The organism is Nonomuraea sp. NPDC003707 (genome assembly GCF_053587055.1).
On record NZ_JBSFNK010000015.1, the window covers coordinates 90,175 to 108,267 of the forward strand.

General features: G+C 69.8%; 14 protein-coding genes and 1 pseudogene. 7 read left to right on the forward strand and 8 right to left on the reverse strand.

All coding sequences use genetic code 11. The features are described from left to right. Window positions 1–8 precede the first annotated feature (8 nt). The 3 genes and pseudogenes from ACWDRB_RS34160 to ACWDRB_RS34170 form a co-directional block, all read right to left on the reverse strand. Window positions 9–1,253, reverse strand: a pseudogene (locus ACWDRB_RS34160) (MGH1-like glycoside hydrolase domain-containing protein); the annotation flags it as partial. After that, on the reverse strand, window positions 1,184–1,969 hold the full coding sequence (locus tag ACWDRB_RS34165) for a sugar phosphate isomerase/epimerase family protein (protein ID WP_449900668.1): 786 nt from the start codon (window positions 1,967–1,969) through the stop codon (window positions 1,184–1,186). The gene ACWDRB_RS34165 and the pseudogene ACWDRB_RS34160, both read right to left, overlap by 70 nt. Before the next feature lie 2 nt (window positions 1,970–1,971). Further along, window positions 1,972–3,000 (reverse strand): zinc-dependent alcohol dehydrogenase, encoded by a 1,029-nt coding sequence (locus ACWDRB_RS34170; protein ID WP_449900670.1) that lies wholly within the window; start codon window positions 2,998–3,000, stop codon window positions 1,972–1,974. Window positions 3,001–3,378: 378 nt separating this feature from the next. Between ACWDRB_RS34170 and ACWDRB_RS34175 the strand changes: the two genes are divergently transcribed. The 4 genes from ACWDRB_RS34175 to ACWDRB_RS34190 are packed head-to-tail and all read left to right on the forward strand — an operon-like array spanning window position 3,379 to window position 7,659. Continuing rightward, window positions 3,379–4,758, forward strand: a complete 1,380-nt coding sequence (locus ACWDRB_RS34175; RefSeq protein WP_449900672.1) for an ABC transporter substrate-binding protein — start codon at window positions 3,379–3,381, stop codon at window positions 4,756–4,758. Then, a complete protein-coding gene (locus ACWDRB_RS34180) occupies window positions 4,755–5,663 on the forward strand; it encodes a carbohydrate ABC transporter permease (protein WP_363962749.1) in 909 nt (302 codons plus the stop codon). Before ACWDRB_RS34175 ends, ACWDRB_RS34180 begins: the two co-directional genes overlap by 4 nt. Next, window positions 5,650–6,495, forward strand: coding sequence for a carbohydrate ABC transporter permease (locus ACWDRB_RS34185; protein ID WP_449900674.1), 846 nt, complete (start codon window positions 5,650–5,652; stop codon window positions 6,493–6,495). The genes ACWDRB_RS34180 and ACWDRB_RS34185 overlap by 14 nt, the downstream gene beginning before the upstream one ends. Before the next feature lie 3 nt (window positions 6,496–6,498). Then, window positions 6,499–7,659: an ROK family protein gene (locus ACWDRB_RS34190; RefSeq protein ID WP_449900677.1), complete on the forward strand. Its 1,161-nt coding sequence runs from the start codon at window positions 6,499–6,501 to the stop codon at window positions 7,657–7,659. A gap of 23 nt (window positions 7,660–7,682) precedes the next feature. Here the strand turns inward: ACWDRB_RS34190 and ACWDRB_RS34195 are convergent, their stop codons facing one another. Next, window positions 7,683–8,429 (reverse strand): helical backbone metal receptor, encoded by a 747-nt coding sequence (locus ACWDRB_RS34195; RefSeq protein WP_449900680.1) that lies wholly within the window; start codon window positions 8,427–8,429, stop codon window positions 7,683–7,685. A 100-nt stretch (window positions 8,430–8,529) separates the two neighbouring features. Here ACWDRB_RS34195 and ACWDRB_RS34200 point away from each other — a divergent pair, with 100 nt between their 5' ends. Further along, window positions 8,530–9,333, forward strand: coding sequence for an SAM-dependent methyltransferase (locus tag ACWDRB_RS34200; protein WP_397369766.1), 804 nt, complete (start codon window positions 8,530–8,532; stop codon window positions 9,331–9,333). A gap of 34 nt (window positions 9,334–9,367) precedes the next feature. Here ACWDRB_RS34200 and tpx read toward each other — a convergent pair whose 3' ends face one another. Beyond that, the gene (tpx, locus tag ACWDRB_RS34205; RefSeq protein ID WP_350729912.1) at window positions 9,368–9,868 is read right to left on the reverse strand and encodes a thiol peroxidase; all 501 of its coding nucleotides are present in this window, start codon (window positions 9,866–9,868) and stop codon (window positions 9,368–9,370) included. 83 nt (window positions 9,869–9,951) lie between these two features. Next, entirely contained in the window at window positions 9,952–13,143 is a 3,192-nt protein-coding gene (icmF, locus tag ACWDRB_RS34210; RefSeq protein WP_449900683.1) for a fused isobutyryl-CoA mutase/GTPase IcmF, read from the reverse strand. Window positions 13,144–13,268: 125 nt separating this feature from the next. On the opposite strand from icmF, the gene ACWDRB_RS34215 reads away from it, so the two are divergent. After that, a complete protein-coding gene (locus ACWDRB_RS34215; protein ID WP_449900685.1) occupies window positions 13,269–14,318 on the forward strand; it encodes a glucose 1-dehydrogenase in 1,050 nt (349 codons plus the stop codon). Window positions 14,319–14,341: 23 nt separating this feature from the next. On the opposite strand, the gene ACWDRB_RS34220 is transcribed toward ACWDRB_RS34215, so the two are convergent. After that, on the reverse strand, window positions 14,342–15,199 hold the full coding sequence (locus tag ACWDRB_RS34220; protein WP_449900687.1) for a CHAP domain-containing protein: 858 nt from the start codon (window positions 15,197–15,199) through the stop codon (window positions 14,342–14,344). Window positions 15,200–15,380: 181 nt separating this feature from the next. Further along, window positions 15,381–16,151 carry a PP2C family protein-serine/threonine phosphatase gene (locus tag ACWDRB_RS34225; protein WP_363962741.1) on the reverse strand — a complete coding sequence of 257 codons (771 nt, stop codon included), beginning with the start codon at window positions 16,149–16,151 and terminating at the stop codon, window positions 15,381–15,383. 76 nt (window positions 16,152–16,227) lie between these two features. On the opposite strand from ACWDRB_RS34225, the gene ACWDRB_RS34230 reads away from it, so the two are divergent. Then, window positions 16,228–18,054, forward strand: coding sequence for an HsdM family class I SAM-dependent methyltransferase (locus ACWDRB_RS34230; RefSeq protein WP_449900690.1), 1,827 nt, complete (start codon window positions 16,228–16,230; stop codon window positions 18,052–18,054). The last annotated feature ends 39 nt before the right edge of the window (window positions 18,055–18,093 follow it).

Genomic DNA, 18,093 nt, shown 5'->3' on the forward strand with positions numbered 1-18,093 from the left:
CAGCTGAAGTCGTGGCTGCCGTGGCCGTGCAGGCTGAAGGGGTCGAAGTACTCGCGGAAGCCCGATCGCGCGACCGCGTTGACCATCCCTTCGGCGACCAGGGCGCCGAGGTCGGGGCGGCGGTCCTTGAGCCCCTGCCAGACGAGCCAGGTGAGGTTGACCCAGCTCGGGCCGCGCCAGTAGCGGGCCGGGTCGAACTCGAGCGCCGCGGGAGAGTAGCTGGGCAGCGCCCCGTCCTTGAAAGCGAACCGGTCGAGCGTGGTGCCGATCAGCGCCTCGGCGACCTCGTCCGGCAGATGCGGGAGCATGAGCGGGGTCAGCCCGGCGGTGCTGGCGGAGTGGAGCAGCCGGCCCGTGCGCACGTCGCGGGCCTGGAAGAGGCCGCCGTCGAAGAGGTGCTCGACCATGGCGTCGGTGATGGCGGCCGCCTCGCGCTCGTGCGGCTCGGGGTCGAGGCCGCAGACCTCCGCGATCCGGGCCAGCGCCGACTCGGCGACGCCGTACGCGGCGTTGAACAGGGGGCACTCGACCTGGAACTCCCCCGGACTGCGGTAGGCGGAGTCGCGGTAGGCGCGGGCGAGCGAGACGTAGCGCTCGTAGTCGCGATCGGTGGGCCGCTCGTCGGCGCTGACCGTGGCGAGGTCCCGGCGGACGAAGCCCACGGTGTCGGGCCGTACCGCCCGCAGCGGCAGGTCCCAGGCCGGGCTGTTGTCCATGCCCGACTCCCAGGGGTGCACGATCGAGATCAGCCCCTCAGGGGAGCGCCTGGCCGCGCGCAGGAACTCCTGCTGGGCCACGAGCCGGGGGTAGATCCGGCGCAGGAACGCCGGGTCGGGCTCGGCCAGGTGCGTCTTCCACGCGGCCAGCGCGTGGACCGGCGGCTGGACGATGCCGGAGGTCGCGGAGCCCGACGGCGCGTGCGCCTGCCAGAACTCGGGCCCGGGGAAGTAGGCCCCTTCGGGCACCGCAGGGTTGAAGACGATGTGCGGCACCCTGCCGTCGCGCCACTGCGCGCCGAACAGGGAGAGCAGCTCGATCCTGGCCCTTCGCGGCGACCACTGGGCGTTGCCGATCGCGATGAAGGCGGAGTCCCAGCTCCACTGGTGCGGGTACAGGCGCCGGGAGGGGACCGTGTAGCTGCCGTCCCAGTTGGTCACCAGGACGCGCACGGCGTCGCGAAGGATCATAGGTATTTCCTGACGAAGGCCGCGGTCTGGGGGAGGACGATCTCGGGTTCGCCCCGCAGTCGGCATTCCAGGGCGAGGTAGCCGTCGTAGCCGACGGCGTCGAGCGTGGCCAACTGCGCGCCCCAGTCGATGTGACCGGTGCCCGGCTGGTTGCGGTTGGACTCGCTGATCTGCATGTGCGCGAGGTAGGGGGCGGCCTCGACCAGCGAGCGGCAGGGGTCGTCCTCCTCGATGTTCATGTGGTAGGTGTCGCCGACGATCCTGATCGAGTCCATCGAGCAGTAGGAGACGGCCTCGGCCAGGGTGTTGACCATGTGGTTCTCGTACCGGTTGAGGGGTTCGAGCATGATCAGCACGCCGTTGCGCTGCGCGTGCTCGCCCAGGACGCCCAGCGCCTCGGTCAGCACCTCGCGGTCCTCCTCCGCGCTGCGCGGCGGCTCGAACGGCGGCAGGCGGCGCGAGAACTGCCCCCAGGAGGCGGGCGTCATGACGCCGATGCCGCCCAGCTCGGCGATCACCGTGAGCTGCGACCTGAGCTGCTGGATGGCGTCCTTGCGCTTGGCCGGGTCGAAGTCGCCGATGAAGTGCGGCATGTCCACGCACACCGTCGGCATGACCACGCCGTCGGCCCGCGCCCGCTTGAGCTCCGTCAGGCGGCCCGCGAAGTGGAAATCGCCCTTGCCGCGCAGCTCGATGGCGTCGAACCCGGCATCGAGCGCGAACGCGAACTTCTCCTGCAGCGTGCGGCCGGGCAGAAGCTGCTCCTGTACGGCGAGCTTCACTGTCACTCCTCGAAGGTGAAGACGAGCTGGAGCACCTCGGACTGGTGCTTGTCGATCAGGTCGAAGGCCTCCTCGGCCCTCTCGACGGGGACCACGTGGCTGATCAGGTCGCCGACCTCGACCTGGCCCTCGTGCACGAGCGCCATGAACGTGCGCTGCAGCCGCTCGACGTCCCACCGGTGCGCCAGCCACGAGGCCACGCCGCCGATCTGGGAGGAGACGAGCTGGACCTGGTTGTGGTGGAACTCCTCGCCCAGCCGCAGCCCGACGCCGTCGCCCTGGTAGAAGCCGGCGGCCACGACCCTGCCGCCCTTGCGCACGGTCCTGATGGCCTCGTGCAGGCCCTGGTGGGTGCCGCTCAGCTCGATGACGGTGTCGGCGCCCTCGACGCGCTTGCGCATGAACTCGGCCACCGACCCGGAGCGCACGTCGAACACCTCGGCCGCGCCGAACCTCCTGGCCAGCTCCAGCCGGTCGGGGATGGCGTCGGCCGCGACCACCCGGGCGCCGCTCAGCACGGCCAGGCGGGTGGCGAGCAGCCCGATGACGCCCTGCCCGAAGATCGCGATCTGGTCGCCGAGGTGCACGTCGGAGGCGTGCACCGCGTTGAGCGCGATGGCCCCGACCCGGGCGAACACGCCGGTCAGCGGGTCGGCGCCGGGCGGCATCACGTGCCCCACCAGCTTCTCCGCCGGCACGACGGCCTCGGCGCGGTGGCCCCAGATGCCCCACACGATGCTGCCCACCGGCGGGTCGGCGACGTCGGGCGCGGCCTCGACGACCTCGCCGACCTCCTGGTAGCCCCAGCCGGTCAGCGGGTACGCGTGCGTCTGGCCATCGACGAAGAGGCGGCGCTCGGTGTCCCAACGACGGTTGAGATATGGATTTGTGCCGCGATAGGCGGTGAGCTCCGTGCCTGCCGAAACGCCGGAGTAGATCGTACGGACTCGTACGGTTCCCGGCGCCAGGTCGGCTGGCGATTCCAGGCTGACGCGGACACGGCCTGGCTGCTCGAACGTGATGACGCGCATTCTCCACACTTACGCTTAATGATCAAACAAAAGTCAAAGCTTTAGTACTTGTTTGCATACGATAGTTGCGCTCGTAACACTCTTAAGTCTACGACTTCCGCCGGGGGCGGCTGGTGAAATTGGGGTTTCTGCCAGCGTGTCTTCCGGAAAGTGACCTTACCGACATCGCCTGCCAGGCCGAACACCTGGGCTTTCTAGCTAGTGCGGTGACCTCCGGATGACCGAAATACCCCAAAAGTAGATCTTTTGCGACAAAGATCCAGTTATGGCCGTGTAGGCACGGAGTGGGTACAGACCGGTCTCGTTATCGACTACCGAACGTTGCCGAGGTCATGGCGAGGGTAAGGGCGGCATATCCCCGAATCGGAGGAGCGTGCCATGCCGAAGAAGGTAACCGCCGTCCTCTCCGTCGCGCTGCTGGCCGCCGCCTCGTTGGCGGCGTGCGGCGACGGTGGCGAGTCGTCCGCCGGCAACCAGATCACCGTCTGGACCGAAGAGAACCTCAACGACCGGATGGCCGTACAGAACCAGATCGCCGCCGACTTCACCAAGAGGACCGGGATCCAGGTCAAGCTGGTCGCCATGGCCGAGGACCAGTTCAGCCAGGCCGTGACGGCCGCCGCCGCGGCCGGCGACCTGCCGGACGTGATCGGCGCGCTGCCGCTGGCGGCGGTGCGCGAGCTGGAGGCCAACGACCTGCTCGACACCGAGACCCCCGGCAAGGTCGTCGACCAGCTCGGCCGGGACTCCTTCTCGCCGCGGGCCCTGGAGCTCGACAGCTCGGGCGGGAAGCTGCTCGCGGTGCCGAGCGACGGGTGGGCGCAGCTGATCCTCTACCGCAAGGACCTGTTCGACAAGGCCGGGCTGCAGCCGCCCGACACGTACGAGCGGCTGGAGGCGGCGGCCGCCAAGCTCAACACAGGGCTCAACACGGGAGGGGTCGCGGGCATCACGCTGGCGATCGCGCCGAAGGACTCGTTCACCGCGCAGAGCTTCGAGCACGTCGCGCTCGCGAACGGGTGCCAGCTCGTCGACAATTCCGGAAATGTCGCCCTTGACTCGCCGCAGTGCGTGAAGGCGTTCGCGTTCTACGGCAAGCTCGCCAAGGACTACTCGGTCAAGGGCAAGCAGGACGTCGACTCCACCCGGGCCACCTACTTCTCCGGCAAGGCGGCCATGACGATCTGGTCGTCGTTCATCCTCGACGAGCTGGCCGGGCTCCGTAAGGACGCGCTGCCGAGCTGCCAGGAGTGCCGCGCCGACCCCGAGTGGCTGGCCAAGAACACCGGCGTGGTCACGGCACTGAAGGGGCCCGACGGGAGCGCGCCCGCGCAGTACGGCGAGATCGTCTCCTGGGCGGTCACCCGTGACGCCGCCAAGGACCCCGCGGCGAAGTTCGTCGCCTACATGATGAACGAGGGCTACGAGCGCTGGATCGGCATGGCGCCCGAGGGCAAGTTCCCGACCCGCAAGGGCTTCGAGGACAAGTGGAACAAGCTGCCCGCCGGGGTCGACTCCAAGAAGCCGCTGGCCGACATCTACCCGGCCGACGTGCTGGACGCCCTGCGCAAGAGCCCGGACACCTTCGCCCGCTGGGGGATCCCGCAGGGGCAGGGCAAGCTGGTCGGCGCCACCATGGGCGAGCTGCCCGTGCCCAAGGCGCTCAGCGCGGTCGTGGACGGCTCCCTGACCCCGCAGGCCGCCGCCACCCAGGCCAAGACCGACGTGGAGACGATCAAGCGCGGGATCCGCCAGTGACCCGCACGCTGCGGCAGCAGGAAGGGCGGGCCGGGCTGGCGCTCATCTCGCCGACGCTCGTCATCACGCTGGTCGTGGTGGTGCTGCCACTGCTGTGGGCGATCATGCTGGCGTTCCAGGACGCCCGGCTGATCAACATCCGCCGGGCCGGCGTCTTCGGCCACTACACGCTGGAGAACTTCTCGTACGTGGTCTCCGAGCCCGGCTTCTGGTCGTCCCTGGTCAACACGCTCGTCTACACCGTCGCGGGCACCGCGCTGTCGATCGCGATCGGGCTGGTGGCGGCGCTGGCGCTGCGCGACAGGTTCAGGGGGCGGACCCTGGTCAGGGCCTCCATCCTGATCCCGTACGTGGCGCCGGTCGTGGCCGTGGCGTTCCTGTGGGAGACGATGCTCAACCCCCAGTACGGCATCGTCAACACCTGGCTCCACGAGCCGATCGCGTTCCTCACCCAGGCCAGGGGCGAGCTCCTGGGTGTGCGGGTGCCGGTGGCGCTGTTCACGGTGATCGCGTTCGAGGCGTGGCGGTACTTCCCGTTCGCGTTCCTGTTCATCCTGGCCAGGCTGCAGGCGCTGCCCGCGGAGCTGGACGAGGCCGCGGTCGTGGACGGGGCCACGCCGACCCAGCGGTTCCGATACGTGATCATGCCGCAGCTCTGGCGGATCATCGCGCTGCTGTCGGTGCTGCGGTTCGTGTTCACGTTCACCAAGTTCGACGACGTCTACCTGCTGACCGGCGGCGGGGCCGGGACCGAGGTGGTCAGCGTGCGGGTCTACAACTTCCTGACCGCCCGCGACGACATCGGCGCCTCGGCCGCGCAGGCGATCGTGCTGGCCGTCTTCCTGGTCGTGTTCCTGGCCGTCTACCTGCGGTTCTTCGGCGGGGGTGAAGGTGAGCAGAGATAGGTTCGAGCGGGTCCTCTTCCGGGTGCTGAAACCGCTGGTCATCGCGGTGCTCTTCGTGATGACCGCGTTCCCGTTCCTCTACATGGTGATGCTGTCCGTACGCGACATCCAGGAGCTGATCCTGGAGCCGGGCTCGCTCTGGCCGCGCGGCTTCACCCTGGACACGTACGTGGACGTGCTGACCCGGCAGGGCTTCCTGAGCTTCCTGGGGAACAGCGCGATCGTCGCGCTCGCCTCGGTGGCGGTCACGCTGCTGATCTCGATCCCGGGCGCGTACGCGGTCGCGCGGCTGCGCTTCTTCGGGCGGCGGCAGGTGCACTTCCTCTTCCTGGCGGTGTACCTGTTTCCGGCGATCGTGCTGGCCATCCCCCTCTTCGTGCTCTTCACGATGCTGGGGCTGCGCGGATCGCTTTTCGGACTGATCCTCGTGTATATCGCGCAAACCGTGCCCGTCACGGTATACATGCTCCGCAACTACTTCGAGACCGTGCCGCAAAGCGTGGAGGAAGCGGCCGCGATCGACGGGTGCACGAGGCTTTCGACCATCTGGCGCGTGGTGCTGCCGCTGTCCAAGCCCGCGCTGATGGCGACTGGTCTCTACGCGTTCATGATCGCGTGGAACGAGTTCCTGTTCGCCCTGCTCTTCCTCGTGGAGAAGCGGGAGAGCTGGACGGTGTCCCTGGGCCTCTCGCAGCTGGCGGGGAGCATAGAGATCCCCACGACGGTCCTGATGGCAGGTTCGGTGGTGCTCACGCTGCCCATCGTGATCGTGTTCTTCGCCAGTGAGCGACTGCTGACGGAGGGCCTCACGGCAGGAGCAGAGAAGGGATAGACCATGCTGACGGCAGGGCAGATCCTCCAGCTCATCCGCCATGGCACCTGCCGTACGCGCAAGGAACTGATCGAGTACACCGGCCTGTCCCGGTCGACGATCACCGACCGGGTCGACCGGCTCATCGACGCCGGATACATCCACGAGTCCGGCGTCGCGGCCTCCGGGGGCGGGCGACCGCCCTCGGTGCTCGACGTGGACGCCGGCCGGCGCCTGATGCTGGTGGCCGACCTGGGCGCCTCCCACGCCGGCGTGGCGCTCACCGACCTGGCCGCCAACACCCTGACCGAGGAGCGCGCCGAGATGCGCATCGAGCTCGGCCCCGAGGCGGTCCTGTCGTGGGTGCGGGAGGCGTTCCAGCGGCTGCTCGACCGGGCCGGCCGGCCGGCGAGCGACGTGTGCGGCATCGGGCTCGACCTGCCCGGCTCCGTGGACCACACCACCGGCCGGATGATCAGGTCGTTCCTGATGCCCGGGTGGGACGGCTATCCGGTGGGCGAGGCGATCGGCGAGACCTACGACGTGCCCGTCCTGGTCGAGAACGACGCCAACGCGATGGCGCTGGGCGAGTGGTGGTCGTCGTGGCGCGACACGGACTCGCTCATCCTCATCAAGGTGTCGACCGGGATCGGCACCGGGATCGTGATCGACGGGCAGATCTACCGGGGCGTCGAGGAGGCCGCCGGGAACATCGGGCACGTGCGGCTGAACGAGCACGACGACCGGGTCTGCACGTGCGGCTCGCGCGGCTGCGTGGCCTCGCTGGCCAGCGGCCACGCGCTGGCCACCGACCTGGGCCAGGGCTCCAGCCGCGACGTCGTACGCCTCGTGCAGGCGGGCGATCCGGCGGCCATCGCCCGCACCCAGGAGGCGGGGCGCACGCTGGGCCTCGTGCTGGCCACCGCGGTCAGCCTGCTCAATCCCGGCGTGCTGGTGCTGGCCGGGGACATGGCGGAGACCGGGGAGCACTATCTGACGGGGATCAGGGAGGTCGTCTACCGGCACAGCCTGCCGTACACGACCAGGCACCTGGAGATCGTGCCCACCTCGCTCGAGGACCGGGCCGGGATCGTGGGGATGGCGGTGATCGTCATGGAGCACGTGCTCTCCGCCGCCTCCGTGGACGCCGCCCTGGGCATCACGGGACGCGTACGGGTGCGCTGAGCCGGCCTCTTGAGGCGGCAGGGTCAGGCGAGAGCGCTCCGCAGCAGAGCGGGCGCCCCCACGAGCGAGGGGCCGTACCAGGTGAGCAGCCGCCCGCTGACCAGCGCGCAGGCGAGCCCGGGGAAGCACTCGGGCCCGTCCGTCTCCGAGAACGCGTACGGCTCGTCCGGCAGCACCACCAGGCCGGGCCGCCGCTCGACCAGCTCGGACAGCGGGATCTTGGGGTAACGCTCCTCGTGACCGGCGTAGAGGTTGTCCACGCCGAGGCGCCTGAGCACGTCCCCGGTGAACGTGTCGCGCCCCACCACCATCCACGGCCGCCGCCAGATCGGGACGACGGCCGTGCGCCGCGCCCCTTCCGCGGGCGCGCGCCACGCCTGCTCCGCCGCGTCCAGCCACCCGGGACGGCCGGTACGGCACGCCTCCAGGAACATGCGCTCCAGCGACACGAAAGCCTGATCCAGCGTCTCGATCTTCGTCACCCAGACCGCGATGCCCGATGCGCGCAGAGCCTCGATGTCGGGCGCGCGGTTCTCCTCGGCGTTGGCGAGGACCACGTCGGGCCGGAGCCTCCTGATCGCGTCGAGGTCGGGGTTCTTGGTGCCCCTGACCCTGGTCACGTCCAGGTCGGCCGGGTGCGAGCACCAGTCGGTCGCCCCGATCAGCGCCTCCGGCACGGTCGCCGCCACCGACTCGGTCAGCGACGGCACCAGGGACACGATCCGCCGCACGGTGCCGGGAATCTTCACGGGTACGCCGGTGTCGTCCACAACATCAGCCTAGATCCGACGGGTATTCGGCAGTGAATGTCGGTATAGATCCGTAGAATCCAGGTCGAAGATCGTTAACTCTTGATCGGGGGAATGACGGTTGGAACGAGAGTCGCCAGCCTTCGATCCGCACACTCCCAACGTCGCCCGGCTCTACGACTACCTCCTGGGTGGCAAGGACCACTTCCCTGCCGATCGGGCGGCGGCGGAGAAGCTGCTCGAAGCGGCTCCGGAGTTACGGGCGGCGGTCCGGGCGAATCGCGCGTTCCTGGGGCGCGCCGTTCGGTACCTCGCCGAGTCCGGCATCACGCAGTTCCTGGACATCGGCACAGGACTGCCCGGCCAGGACAACGTGCACGAGGTGGCCAGGAAGATCACCCCGGGGGCCAGGGTGGTCTACGTGGACCGGGATCCGGTGGTGCTGGTGCACGCCAGAGCGCTGCTGGCCGGGCAGGGTGACACGACGGCGGTGGAGGGTGACCTGCGCAAGCCCGAGGGCATCCTGCGCAATCCCGAGGTGATGGCGGCGATCGACTTCAGCCGCCCGGTCGGCGTGCTGCTGACGGCGACCATGCACTACATCGCCGACTCCGACCACCCTCGGGAGATCGTGGCGAGCCTGCGTGACGCCATGGCCCCCGGCAGCTGTCTGGTCATGTCCCACTGCACCGGCGACGCCCGCGCCGCGGCCGTGGAGGCGATCACCGAGGTCTACCGGGGCACCAACGCTCCGCTCACGTTCAGGAGCCGGACGCGGATCGCGGCGCTGTTCGAGGGGTTCGAGCTGGTCGACCCGGGTCTCGTGTGGCTGCCGGAGTGGCGTCCCGACCAGGCCGACATGATCGACTTCGTCGACGGGCCCGAGTCGTCGCTGATCCTGTGCGGCGTGGCCAGGAGGAACTGAGATCGGGGGTCCACGCCGTGGACCCCCGGCTCACTTACTTGAGCGCCGTCAGCGCGGCGTCGTAGTCGGGCTCCTGGGTGATCTCCGGCACCAGCTCGGAGTAGACCACCTGGTTGTCACCGTCGAGCACGACCACCGCGCGCGCGGTCAGCCCCGCCAGCGGCCCCGACTCCTGCGCCACGCCGTAGTCGGTCAGGAACTCACGGCCCCGCATGAGCGAGAGCGTGACCACGTTGTCGAGCCCCTCGGCGCCGCAGAACCGCTTCTGGGCGAAGGGCAGGTCGGCGGAGATGCAGAGCACGGCCACCTCGGGGTGCTCGGCGGCCACCTCGTTGAAGCGCCGCACCGAGGCCGCGCAGACGCCGGTGTCGAGGCTCGGGAAGATGTTGAGCACCTTGGTCTTCTGGCCGTACTCCTCCAGCGAGTGCTCGGCCAGGTCGCCGCCCACCAGCTTGAACGCGGGCGCGCTGTCGCCGGGCTTCGGGAAGGTGCCGCCCACGGCGACGGGCGTGCCCTTGAAAGTGACGTCGGACATGAAAGCCTCCTGGATAGCGATGTTCCCCGACCCGTGATCCTATCCGCGCGGCTCCCGCGCCCCCTCATCACCCACGCACGTGGTCAGACGTTGCGGCGGTACTGGCCGCCCGCCTCGAACAGCGCCTCCGTGATCTGGCCGAGCGAGCAGACGCGGGCCGCGTCCATCAGCACCTCGAACGCGTTCGCGTCCGACATCGCCACCTCGCGCAGCCGGGCGAGCTGCGCCGGGGCCTCCGAGCGGTTGCGCTCGTGGAAGGTGCGCAGCCGGTCGAGCTGCGAGTGCTTCTCGTCCTCGGTGCCCCTGGCCAGCTCCAGCTTGTGCGCCGGCGGCTCGTCCGTGCCGTTGCGGAACGTGTTCACCCCGACGATCGGCAGCGAGCCGTCGTGCTTGCGCATCTCGTACAGCATGGACTCGTCCTGGATCTTGCCGCGCTGGTAGCCGGTCTCCATCGCGCCCAGCACGCCGCCCCGGTCGGACAGCCGCTCGAACTCGGCGAGCACGGCCTCCTCCACCAGATCCGTCAGCTCCTCGACGATGAACGAGCCCTGCAGCGGGTTCTCGTTCCTGGCCAGGCCCCACTCGCGGTTGATGATGAGCTGGATGGCCATGGCCCTGCGCACCGAGTCGGCCGACGGGGTGGTCACGGCCTCGTCGAAGGCGTTGGTGTGCAGGCTGTTGCAGTTGTCGTAGACGGCGATCAGGGCCTGGAGGGTGGTGCGGATGTCGTTGAAGTTCATCTCCTGGGCGTGCAGCGACCGGCCCGAGGTCTGGATGTGGTACTTCAGCTTCTGCGACCGGTCCCCGGCGCCGTAGCGCTCCCGCATGGCCACCGCCCAGATGCGGCGGGCCACCCGCCCGAGCACGCTGTACTCGGGGTCCATGCCGTTGGAGAAGAAGAACGACAGGTTAGGGGCGAAGTCGTCGATCTTCATGCCCCTGGCCAGATACGCCTCCACGTACGTGAAGCCGTTGGCCAGCGTGAAGGCGAGCTGGCTGATCGGGTTGGCCCCGGCCTCGGCGATGTGGTAGCCGGAGATCGAGACCGAGTAGAAGTTGCGCACGCCGTTCTTGATGAACCACTCCTGGATGTCGGCCATCATCCGGAGCGAGAACTCGGTGGAGAAGATGCAGGTGTTCTGGCCCTGGTCCTCCTTGAGGATGTCGGCCTGCACGGTGCCCCTGACCGTGGCCAGCGTCCGGGCGCGCAGGCCGGCGGCCTCCTCGGCCGACGGCGGGCGCCCCTGCTCGGCCTGGAAGCGGTCGAGGGCCTGGTCGACGGCGGTGTTGAGGTAGTAGGCCAGGATCGTGGGCGCGGGGCCGTTGATCGTCATGGACACGGACGTGTTCGGCGCCGCCAGGTCGAACCCGTCGTAGAGCACCTTCATGTCGTCCAGCGTCGCGATCGAGACGCCCGAGGTGCCGACCTTGCCGTAGATGTCGGGCCGCAGGTCCGGGTCGTGGCCGTAGAGGGTCACCGAGTCGAACGCCGTGGACAGCCGGGTCGCGGGCTGGCCCTCGGACAGCAGCTTGAAGCGCCTGTTGGTGCGGAACGGGTCGCCCTCACCGGCGAACATCCTGGTCGGGTCCTCGTCGTCGCGCTTGAACGGGAACACGCCGGCGGTGAAGGGGAACGATCCGGGCAGGTTCTCGCCGCGCAGGAACCTCAGCAGGTCGCCGTGGTCGCTGTAGCGCGGCAGGGCCACGCGCGGGATCCGGTTGCCGGACAGGGTCTCGCGCCAGAGCGGGGTGTGGATCTCGCGGTCGCGCACCTTCACCACCAGCTCGTCGGCGGTGTAGCGCTCCTTGACGGCGGGCCAGGCAGCCAGCAGGGCCCGGCTCTCCTCGCTCAGCTCCCGCTCCGCCTGCGCCTCCAGCTCCTCCAGGCGGGAGTCCTCCAGGAGGGAGCGCACGGCGGCCAGCTGCTGGCGGCGGCGGGCGACCTCGGCCTGCGCGAGCGTCTCGGCGTGGTACGAGCGCACGGTCTCGGCGATGTCGGCCAGGTAGCGGACCCGGGCCGGCGGCACGATGGCGGCCGACGCCTGCGAGGTGCGCCCGGACACCTTCGGCAGCAGCCCCGGCCCCGGCTCGCCCAGCAGGAGGGGCTTGAGGTGCTGGTAGAGGGCCGTGACCCCGGCGTCGTTGTAGCGGGCCGCGATGGTGCCGAAGACCGGCATGTCCTCCGGCCGGACGCCGAACGCCTCGCGGTTGCGTACGAGCTGGCGGCGCACATCGCGCAGGGCGTCCTCCGCGCCGCGCCGCTCGTACTTGTTGATCACCACGGCCTCGGCGAAGTCCAGCATGTCGATCTTCTCGAGCTGGGAGGCCGCCCCGAACTCGGGCGTCATCACGTAAATCGGCACGTCCACGTGGGGGACGATCCCGGCGTCGCCCTGGCCGATGCCGGGCGTCTCCACGATCACCAGGTCGTGGCCCGCGGCCCGGCAGGCGGTGATCACCTCGTCGAGGCAGGCGGGCACCTCGTTGGCGGCACCCCTGGTGGCCAGGGAGCGGAAGTAGGTCTGGGGGCTCAGGCTGTTCATCCTGATGCGGTCGCCGAGCAGCGCGCCGCCGCCGCGACGGCGGGTGGGGTCGATGGCGATGACCGCGATGCGCAGCTTGTCGTCGTTGTCCACGCGGAACCTGCGGACCAGCTCGTCGGTGAGCGAGGACTTGCCGGAGCCGCCCGTACCGGTGATGCCGAGCACGGGGACGCGCTTGTCCGTCGCGGCGGCCTTCAGGCCCTCGACCAGCCCTTCCGGCGCGCGGCCCGACTCGATGAGCGTGATCGCGCGGGCCAGCGCCGCCTGGTCGCCCGAGACCACGGCCTCGACCGACGGGGTGCCGTCCAGCTCGACGTCGCAGTCCTCGATGAGCTGGTTGATCATCCCGGGCAGCCCGTACCGCTGGCCGTCCTCGGGCGAGAAGATGCGGGTGACGCCGCGCGAGTGCAGCAGCTCGATCTCCTCGGGGACGATCACTCCCCCGCCGCCGCCGTACACCTTGACGTGCCCGGCCCCGCGCTCGCGCAGCAGCTCCACGAGGTAGGTGAAGAACTCCACGTGGCCGCCCTGGTACGAGCTGATCGCCACGCCCTGGACGTCCTCCTGGAGGGCGGCCGTGACGATCTCGTCCACCGAGCGGTTGTGCCCGAGATGGATGACCTCGGCCCCCTGTGACTGGAGGATGCGCCGCATGATGTTGATCGCCGCGTCATGGCCGTCGAACAAGGCCGCGGCGGTCACGAAACGGACTGGGTGTACCGGGACGTGCACGCCTGTTCACTCCTTCGTGAGGGCTCTCCCTTCCGAAGATACTAGGACGTCCTACTAATAGACACTAGGACGTCCTACTATTTCCTCCGGCCATCCGGGTAGGGGCCCCGAGGGGGTGACGTCGCATGCGCGCACTGACGTTCGCACCGGGCAAGAAGGGGACGCTCGCCGTCGAGCAGGTCCCCGATCCCGCACCGGAGAAGGGTGAACTGCTGGTCCAGGGGCTGGCGCTGGGGGTCTGCGGGACGGACAGGGAGTTGATCACCGCCGATTACGGCTGGCCGCCGCCCGGCAAGGAGCGCATGGTGCTCGGGCACGAATCGCTGGGCCGGGTGCTGGAGGTGCCCGACGGGTCCGCGTACTCGCCCGGCGACCTGGTGGTCGGGGTGGTACGGCGGCCCGATCCCGTGCCGTGCGGGGCCTGCAAGCGGGGCGAGTTCGACATGTGCCGCAACGGCGAGTACACCGAGCGGGGCATCAAGCAGATCGACGGGTACGCCTCCGAACGCTGGACGGTCGAGGGCGGCTACGCCGTGCGCCTGGATCCGTCGCTGGAGAGCGTCGGCATGCTGGTCGAGCCCGCGTCGGTGGTCGCCAAGGCGTGGGAGCAGATCGAGCGGATCGGGTCGCGGGCCTGGTTCGAGCCCCAGACGCTGCTGGTCACGGGGGCCGGGCCCGTCGGGCTCCTGGCGGCGCTGATGGGGCGGCAGCGGGGGCTGGACGTGCACGTGCTCGACCGCTCGGCCGCCGGGCTCAAGTCGCGGCTCGTGGAGGATCTGGACGGGACCTACCATTCCGGCTCGTCGCTGAAGGAGCTCACCACGGTCAGGCCCGACATCATCATCGAGTGCACGGGGGCCGGGTCGCTCGTCATCGACGCCATGGTCGGCACGGCCGCCGCGGGGATCGTCTGCCTGGCCGGGCTCTCGCCGGGAGGGCGTGAGCACCGGGTGGACGCGGGGCTCATCAACCGGGACATCGTCCTGGAGAACGACGTGGTCTTCGGCTCCGTGAACGCGAACCTGCGGCACTACAGGGACGCCGCCGACGCGCTGGCCAAGGCCGACACCGGGTGGCTCGAACGGCTGATCACGCGGCGGGTCCCGCTGTCGCGCGCCCTGGACGCCTTCGAGCGCGACCACGACGTCAAGGTGGTCATCGACCTCACGTCCTAGCACTTCGCGGGCTGGAACGCGGGCTAGTCGGGCTCGTAGGGCTTGCGTCTCGTCGAGGTCGAGTGCCTGGTGGCGGCGGCCGTGACGCGCGTCCTGGCCGGGCGGGCGGCCGGCGCCGGGGCGGGACGGGGCTTGGCCTGCACGTGCTCCGCGGGCTTGGCAGGGGCGGGCTTGGCAGGGACCGTCACCCGTTCGCGAGCGGGAACGCCGTCCCGAGCCGGAGCCGCTTCACGCTCGGTGGTTGGTGCGTTCCAGGGCAAGGCGAGGCGGCGGTGGGTGCCGCGGCGGCGGCCGGTGATGCGGAGGGACAGGACGACGGTCATGAGCACCATCGCGGTCAGCAGCGCGGGCGGCGTGCCCAGGACGTCCAAGGGTGATCCCCGCCCGGTCTCCACGCGCGGCGCCGGCACGAAGGGCCGCTCGGTCGAGCGGATCTCCCCGAGTTTGTCGGCACTGGCCTTGACCAGGCGCGGAATTCCGTAGCCGACGACTTTGTCCGTCTCCCGCGTCTTGCGCTTGAGCCAGATCCGGTCCACGTTCGCCTCGATCGTGTGGATCTTCTTGCCGCTGACTTTCTCCACGATCCCCACGTGGTCGATGCCCTTGTAGCTTTTGCCGCCCTTCCAGTCGAAGAAGACGAGCGCACCCGGCTCGGGCTTCTGCGTCCACGCCCCCTGTTTCATGAACCAGGCGGCATGGGAGGGCGTCCAGGCGAACTCGCCCACATATTGGCTGAGGTCGGCCTTGTCCGCGGCCCAGGCGATGAACATGTCGCACCAGGGCCCGTTGCGGTACTGGGTGTCTTGGACGCGATCCGCATACCACTGGCCGAACTTGGTGAACTGGCCGTTCTTCTCCTTGTAACCGAGTTCCTGCCGCACCGTCTTCAGCAGCTCGTCCGCGATCGGGTCCAGGGTGACTCCTCCCAGAAAACCGATAAATCACGATGGACTGTAGTAGCGCCATCGGGAAATTGCGCGAATCACTCGGAAAGTGTCGTGCTATTAACCAATATTTCGGTTTTGTGACTGGTGAGGCAGGTGAGACTGATGACCACTCCTGCTAGGCGCCGGCCCCCACGCGATAGACGGCCGCCTCGCCCGAGCCCGGCGCGACCACGTCGGCCACGATCACGGTCACGTTGTCCGGCGAGCCGCCCTCGTTGGCCAGATCGATCAACCGCTGGACGGCCGCGCCCGGGTCTGCCACCGTGGTCAAAACCTCGTGCAGAACCTCGGGACCGAGTACGGTCGTGAGGCCGTCGGAGCAGAGGAGGTAGCGGTCATCAGGCTCGGCTTCGCGCAGCGCCATGTCAGGCTCCGCCCTGCCCTCGCTGCCCAGCACCCGCAGCACCATCGAACGCCGGGGGTGCACGGCGGCCTGGTCCTCGGTTATCCGTCCTTCGTCCACCATCGACTGCACAAGTGTGTGATCCTTGGTCATCTGGTAGAGCGCACCATCGCGAAGCAAATATCCGCGGGAGTCACCGAGATGAGCCAGGGCGAACCGGTAGCCGTCCCACAGCATGGCGGTCACCGTGGTCCCCATCCCCCTGCGCGCGGGGTCGATGTCGGCCAGCTCGACCAGCCTGCGTGCCGCCTCGTGCACGGCGCCCTCCAGGGCCGCCTCGAGGTCCGAGCCCGTCTCGGGAAGCGTGGCATCCAGCTCGCGCATGACGGCGATCGCCGCCGAGCTCGCCAGCTCGCCGGCCGCGTGTCCACCCATTCCGTCGGCCACCACGAGCAGCCGGCCACTCGCATAGCCGGAATCCTCGTTCTGCTCCCTGCGGCGGCCCACGTCTGATCCGGCGGCATAGCGGATGTTGTGCTTCATACCCTGCAGTAAATCATTGGTTGAAAGACTTCACAAGCAGATGCGCTGAAGACTCTTGTGAACTACTGTGGGCACCATGAGCCACGACCCGACCGTCAACGCCGGGGACATCGCCCGGCTCGCCGGTGTCGGGCGTGCCGCGGTGAGCAACTGGCGCCGTCGCCACGACGACTTCCCCGATCCCATCGGCGGCACGGCCAACCAGCCGCTCTTCTCGCTCCGGCAGGTCGAGTCCTGGCTACGTCGCTATGGGAAGTCCTACCAGGTCTCGCTGGGAGATCGGGTGTGGCAACGCCTGAAAGCTGCAGGCGATTTGCGCCTGGGCGAGCTGGTGGCCCAGGCCGGCGTCCTGCTGACCCGCCCGGCCACCCCGGGTGAGCCGAGTCCCGAATCGCCCGTGGAGAGCGGGTTGGAGCCGGAGCTGGCGGAGCTCTTGCTGGAGCTGGCCGAGCAGCTCGGCGCGCTGACCGCGTACGAGTTCCTCTGTGAGCGCTATCTCGAGGCGCACTCGCGGCAGCTCTCCGTGACCCGCGAGGACGTGGCCGGGCTCATGGTCAGCCTCGTACGGCCGGGCGGCTCGACGATCCTCGACCCGGCCTGCGGCGTCGGCACGCTGCTCCTCGCCCCCACCCACGACCGGCACGCCCAGGCGGAGCCGGGGGCCAGGATGCTCGGGCAGGAGCTCAGCGAGACCTCGGCGGCCATCACCGCCTCCCGGCTCCGGCTGCGCGGCATCGAGGCCGAGGTCGTGGCCGGCGACTCGATGCGCGACGACGGGTTCGCCGGCGAGCGGGCCGACGCCGTGGTGTGCGACCCGCCGTTCAACGAGCGGGCCTGGGGCTACGAGGAGCTGACCGGCGACCCGCGCTGGGAGTACGGCCTGCCGCCGCGCGGCGAGCCGGAGCTGGCCTGGGTGCAGCACTGCCTCACCCACGTCAAGCCGCGCGGCCTGGTCGCCATCCTCATGCCCCCGGCCGCCGCCAGCCGCAAGGCGGGCCGCCGCATCCGGGCCAACCTGCTGCGCGCGGGCGCGCTGCGGGCCGTCATCGCGCTGCCGGGGTCGGACCTCTGGCTGCTGCGCCGGCCGGCGGCGGGCGAGCGGCCGCCGTCCGAGGTGCTGATCCTCGACGCCGCGGCCGACCTGGCGAGCGTCGGGCCGGCCTGGGAGGCGTATCTGGAGGACCGTTCCGACCAGACCGTACGCATCATCGACCTGCTGGCCGACGAGGTCGACATGACCCCGGCCCGCCACCAGCGGCGCGACGACGTCGGCAAGGCGTACGCCGAGGCCCGCGACCGCTTCATGGCCGCCGCCTCGGCCCCGCCCGACCTGAAGGTCCTGGAGCAGCCGCTCGACCAGCCCGCGACCACGCTGGGCGACCTGATCAAGGAAGGTCTGGTGGCCACGTCGCAGGCTCCGCCCAAGATGGCCGCGGACGGCGGCGAGGTGCCCGTGCTGACCTCCGACGACGTGCTCAACGGCACGCCGCCGTCCGGCTCCACCACCATGCAGCAGGGCCTGATCGCGATCCGCCCGGGTGACGTGGTGGCCTCCTACTCCAGCGTGCGCGTGATGACCGACGGCGGCGCGGTGCTGGGGCCCCATCTGACGCTCTACCGGGTGGACGCGCGCCGGCTCGACCCCGACTTCCTGGCGGGCTTCCTGCGGGCCGCCGGCGGCCGGGCGACCACCGGCTCCAGCAGGTTCGACGTGCGCCGCACCCGGCTGCCGCGCCTGTCGCTGAAGGAGCAGAAGGCGTACGGCGACGCCTTCCGGCAGCTCGCCGTGCTCGAAGACGCCATCCGCGAGACCTCGACGCTGGGGCAGGCGCTGATCAGGCTGGGCCTCGACGGCCTCGCCGACGGCCACCTCCACCCGCGCGCTCATGGCCTCACCCCATGACGCGACGGCATTCCCTCGCGTGACGGTGTAGTTTTTTCC

Excerpts from the sequence above, each read along its gene's own strand:
- ACWDRB_RS34170 (WP_449900670.1), bottom strand. The coding sequence starts at position 3,000 with ATGCGCGTCATCACGTTCGAGCAGCCAGGCCGTGTCCGCGTCAGCCTG.
- ACWDRB_RS34175 (WP_449900672.1), top strand. The coding sequence starts at position 3,379 with ATGCCGAAGAAGGTAACCGCCGTCCTCTCCGTCGCGCTGCTGGCCGCC.
- ACWDRB_RS34190 (WP_449900677.1), top strand. The coding sequence starts at position 6,499 with ATGCTGACGGCAGGGCAGATCCTCCAGCTCATCCGCCATGGCACCTGC.
- tpx (WP_350729912.1), bottom strand. The coding sequence starts at position 9,868 with ATGTCCGACGTCACTTTCAAGGGCACGCCCGTCGCCGTGGGCGGCACC.
- ACWDRB_RS34215 (WP_449900685.1), top strand. The coding sequence starts at position 13,269 with ATGCGCGCACTGACGTTCGCACCGGGCAAGAAGGGGACGCTCGCCGTC.
- ACWDRB_RS34225 (WP_363962741.1), bottom strand. The coding sequence starts at position 16,151 with ATGAAGCACAACATCCGCTATGCCGCCGGATCAGACGTGGGCCGCCGC.
- ACWDRB_RS34230 (WP_449900690.1), top strand. The coding sequence starts at position 16,228 with ATGAGCCACGACCCGACCGTCAACGCCGGGGACATCGCCCGGCTCGCC.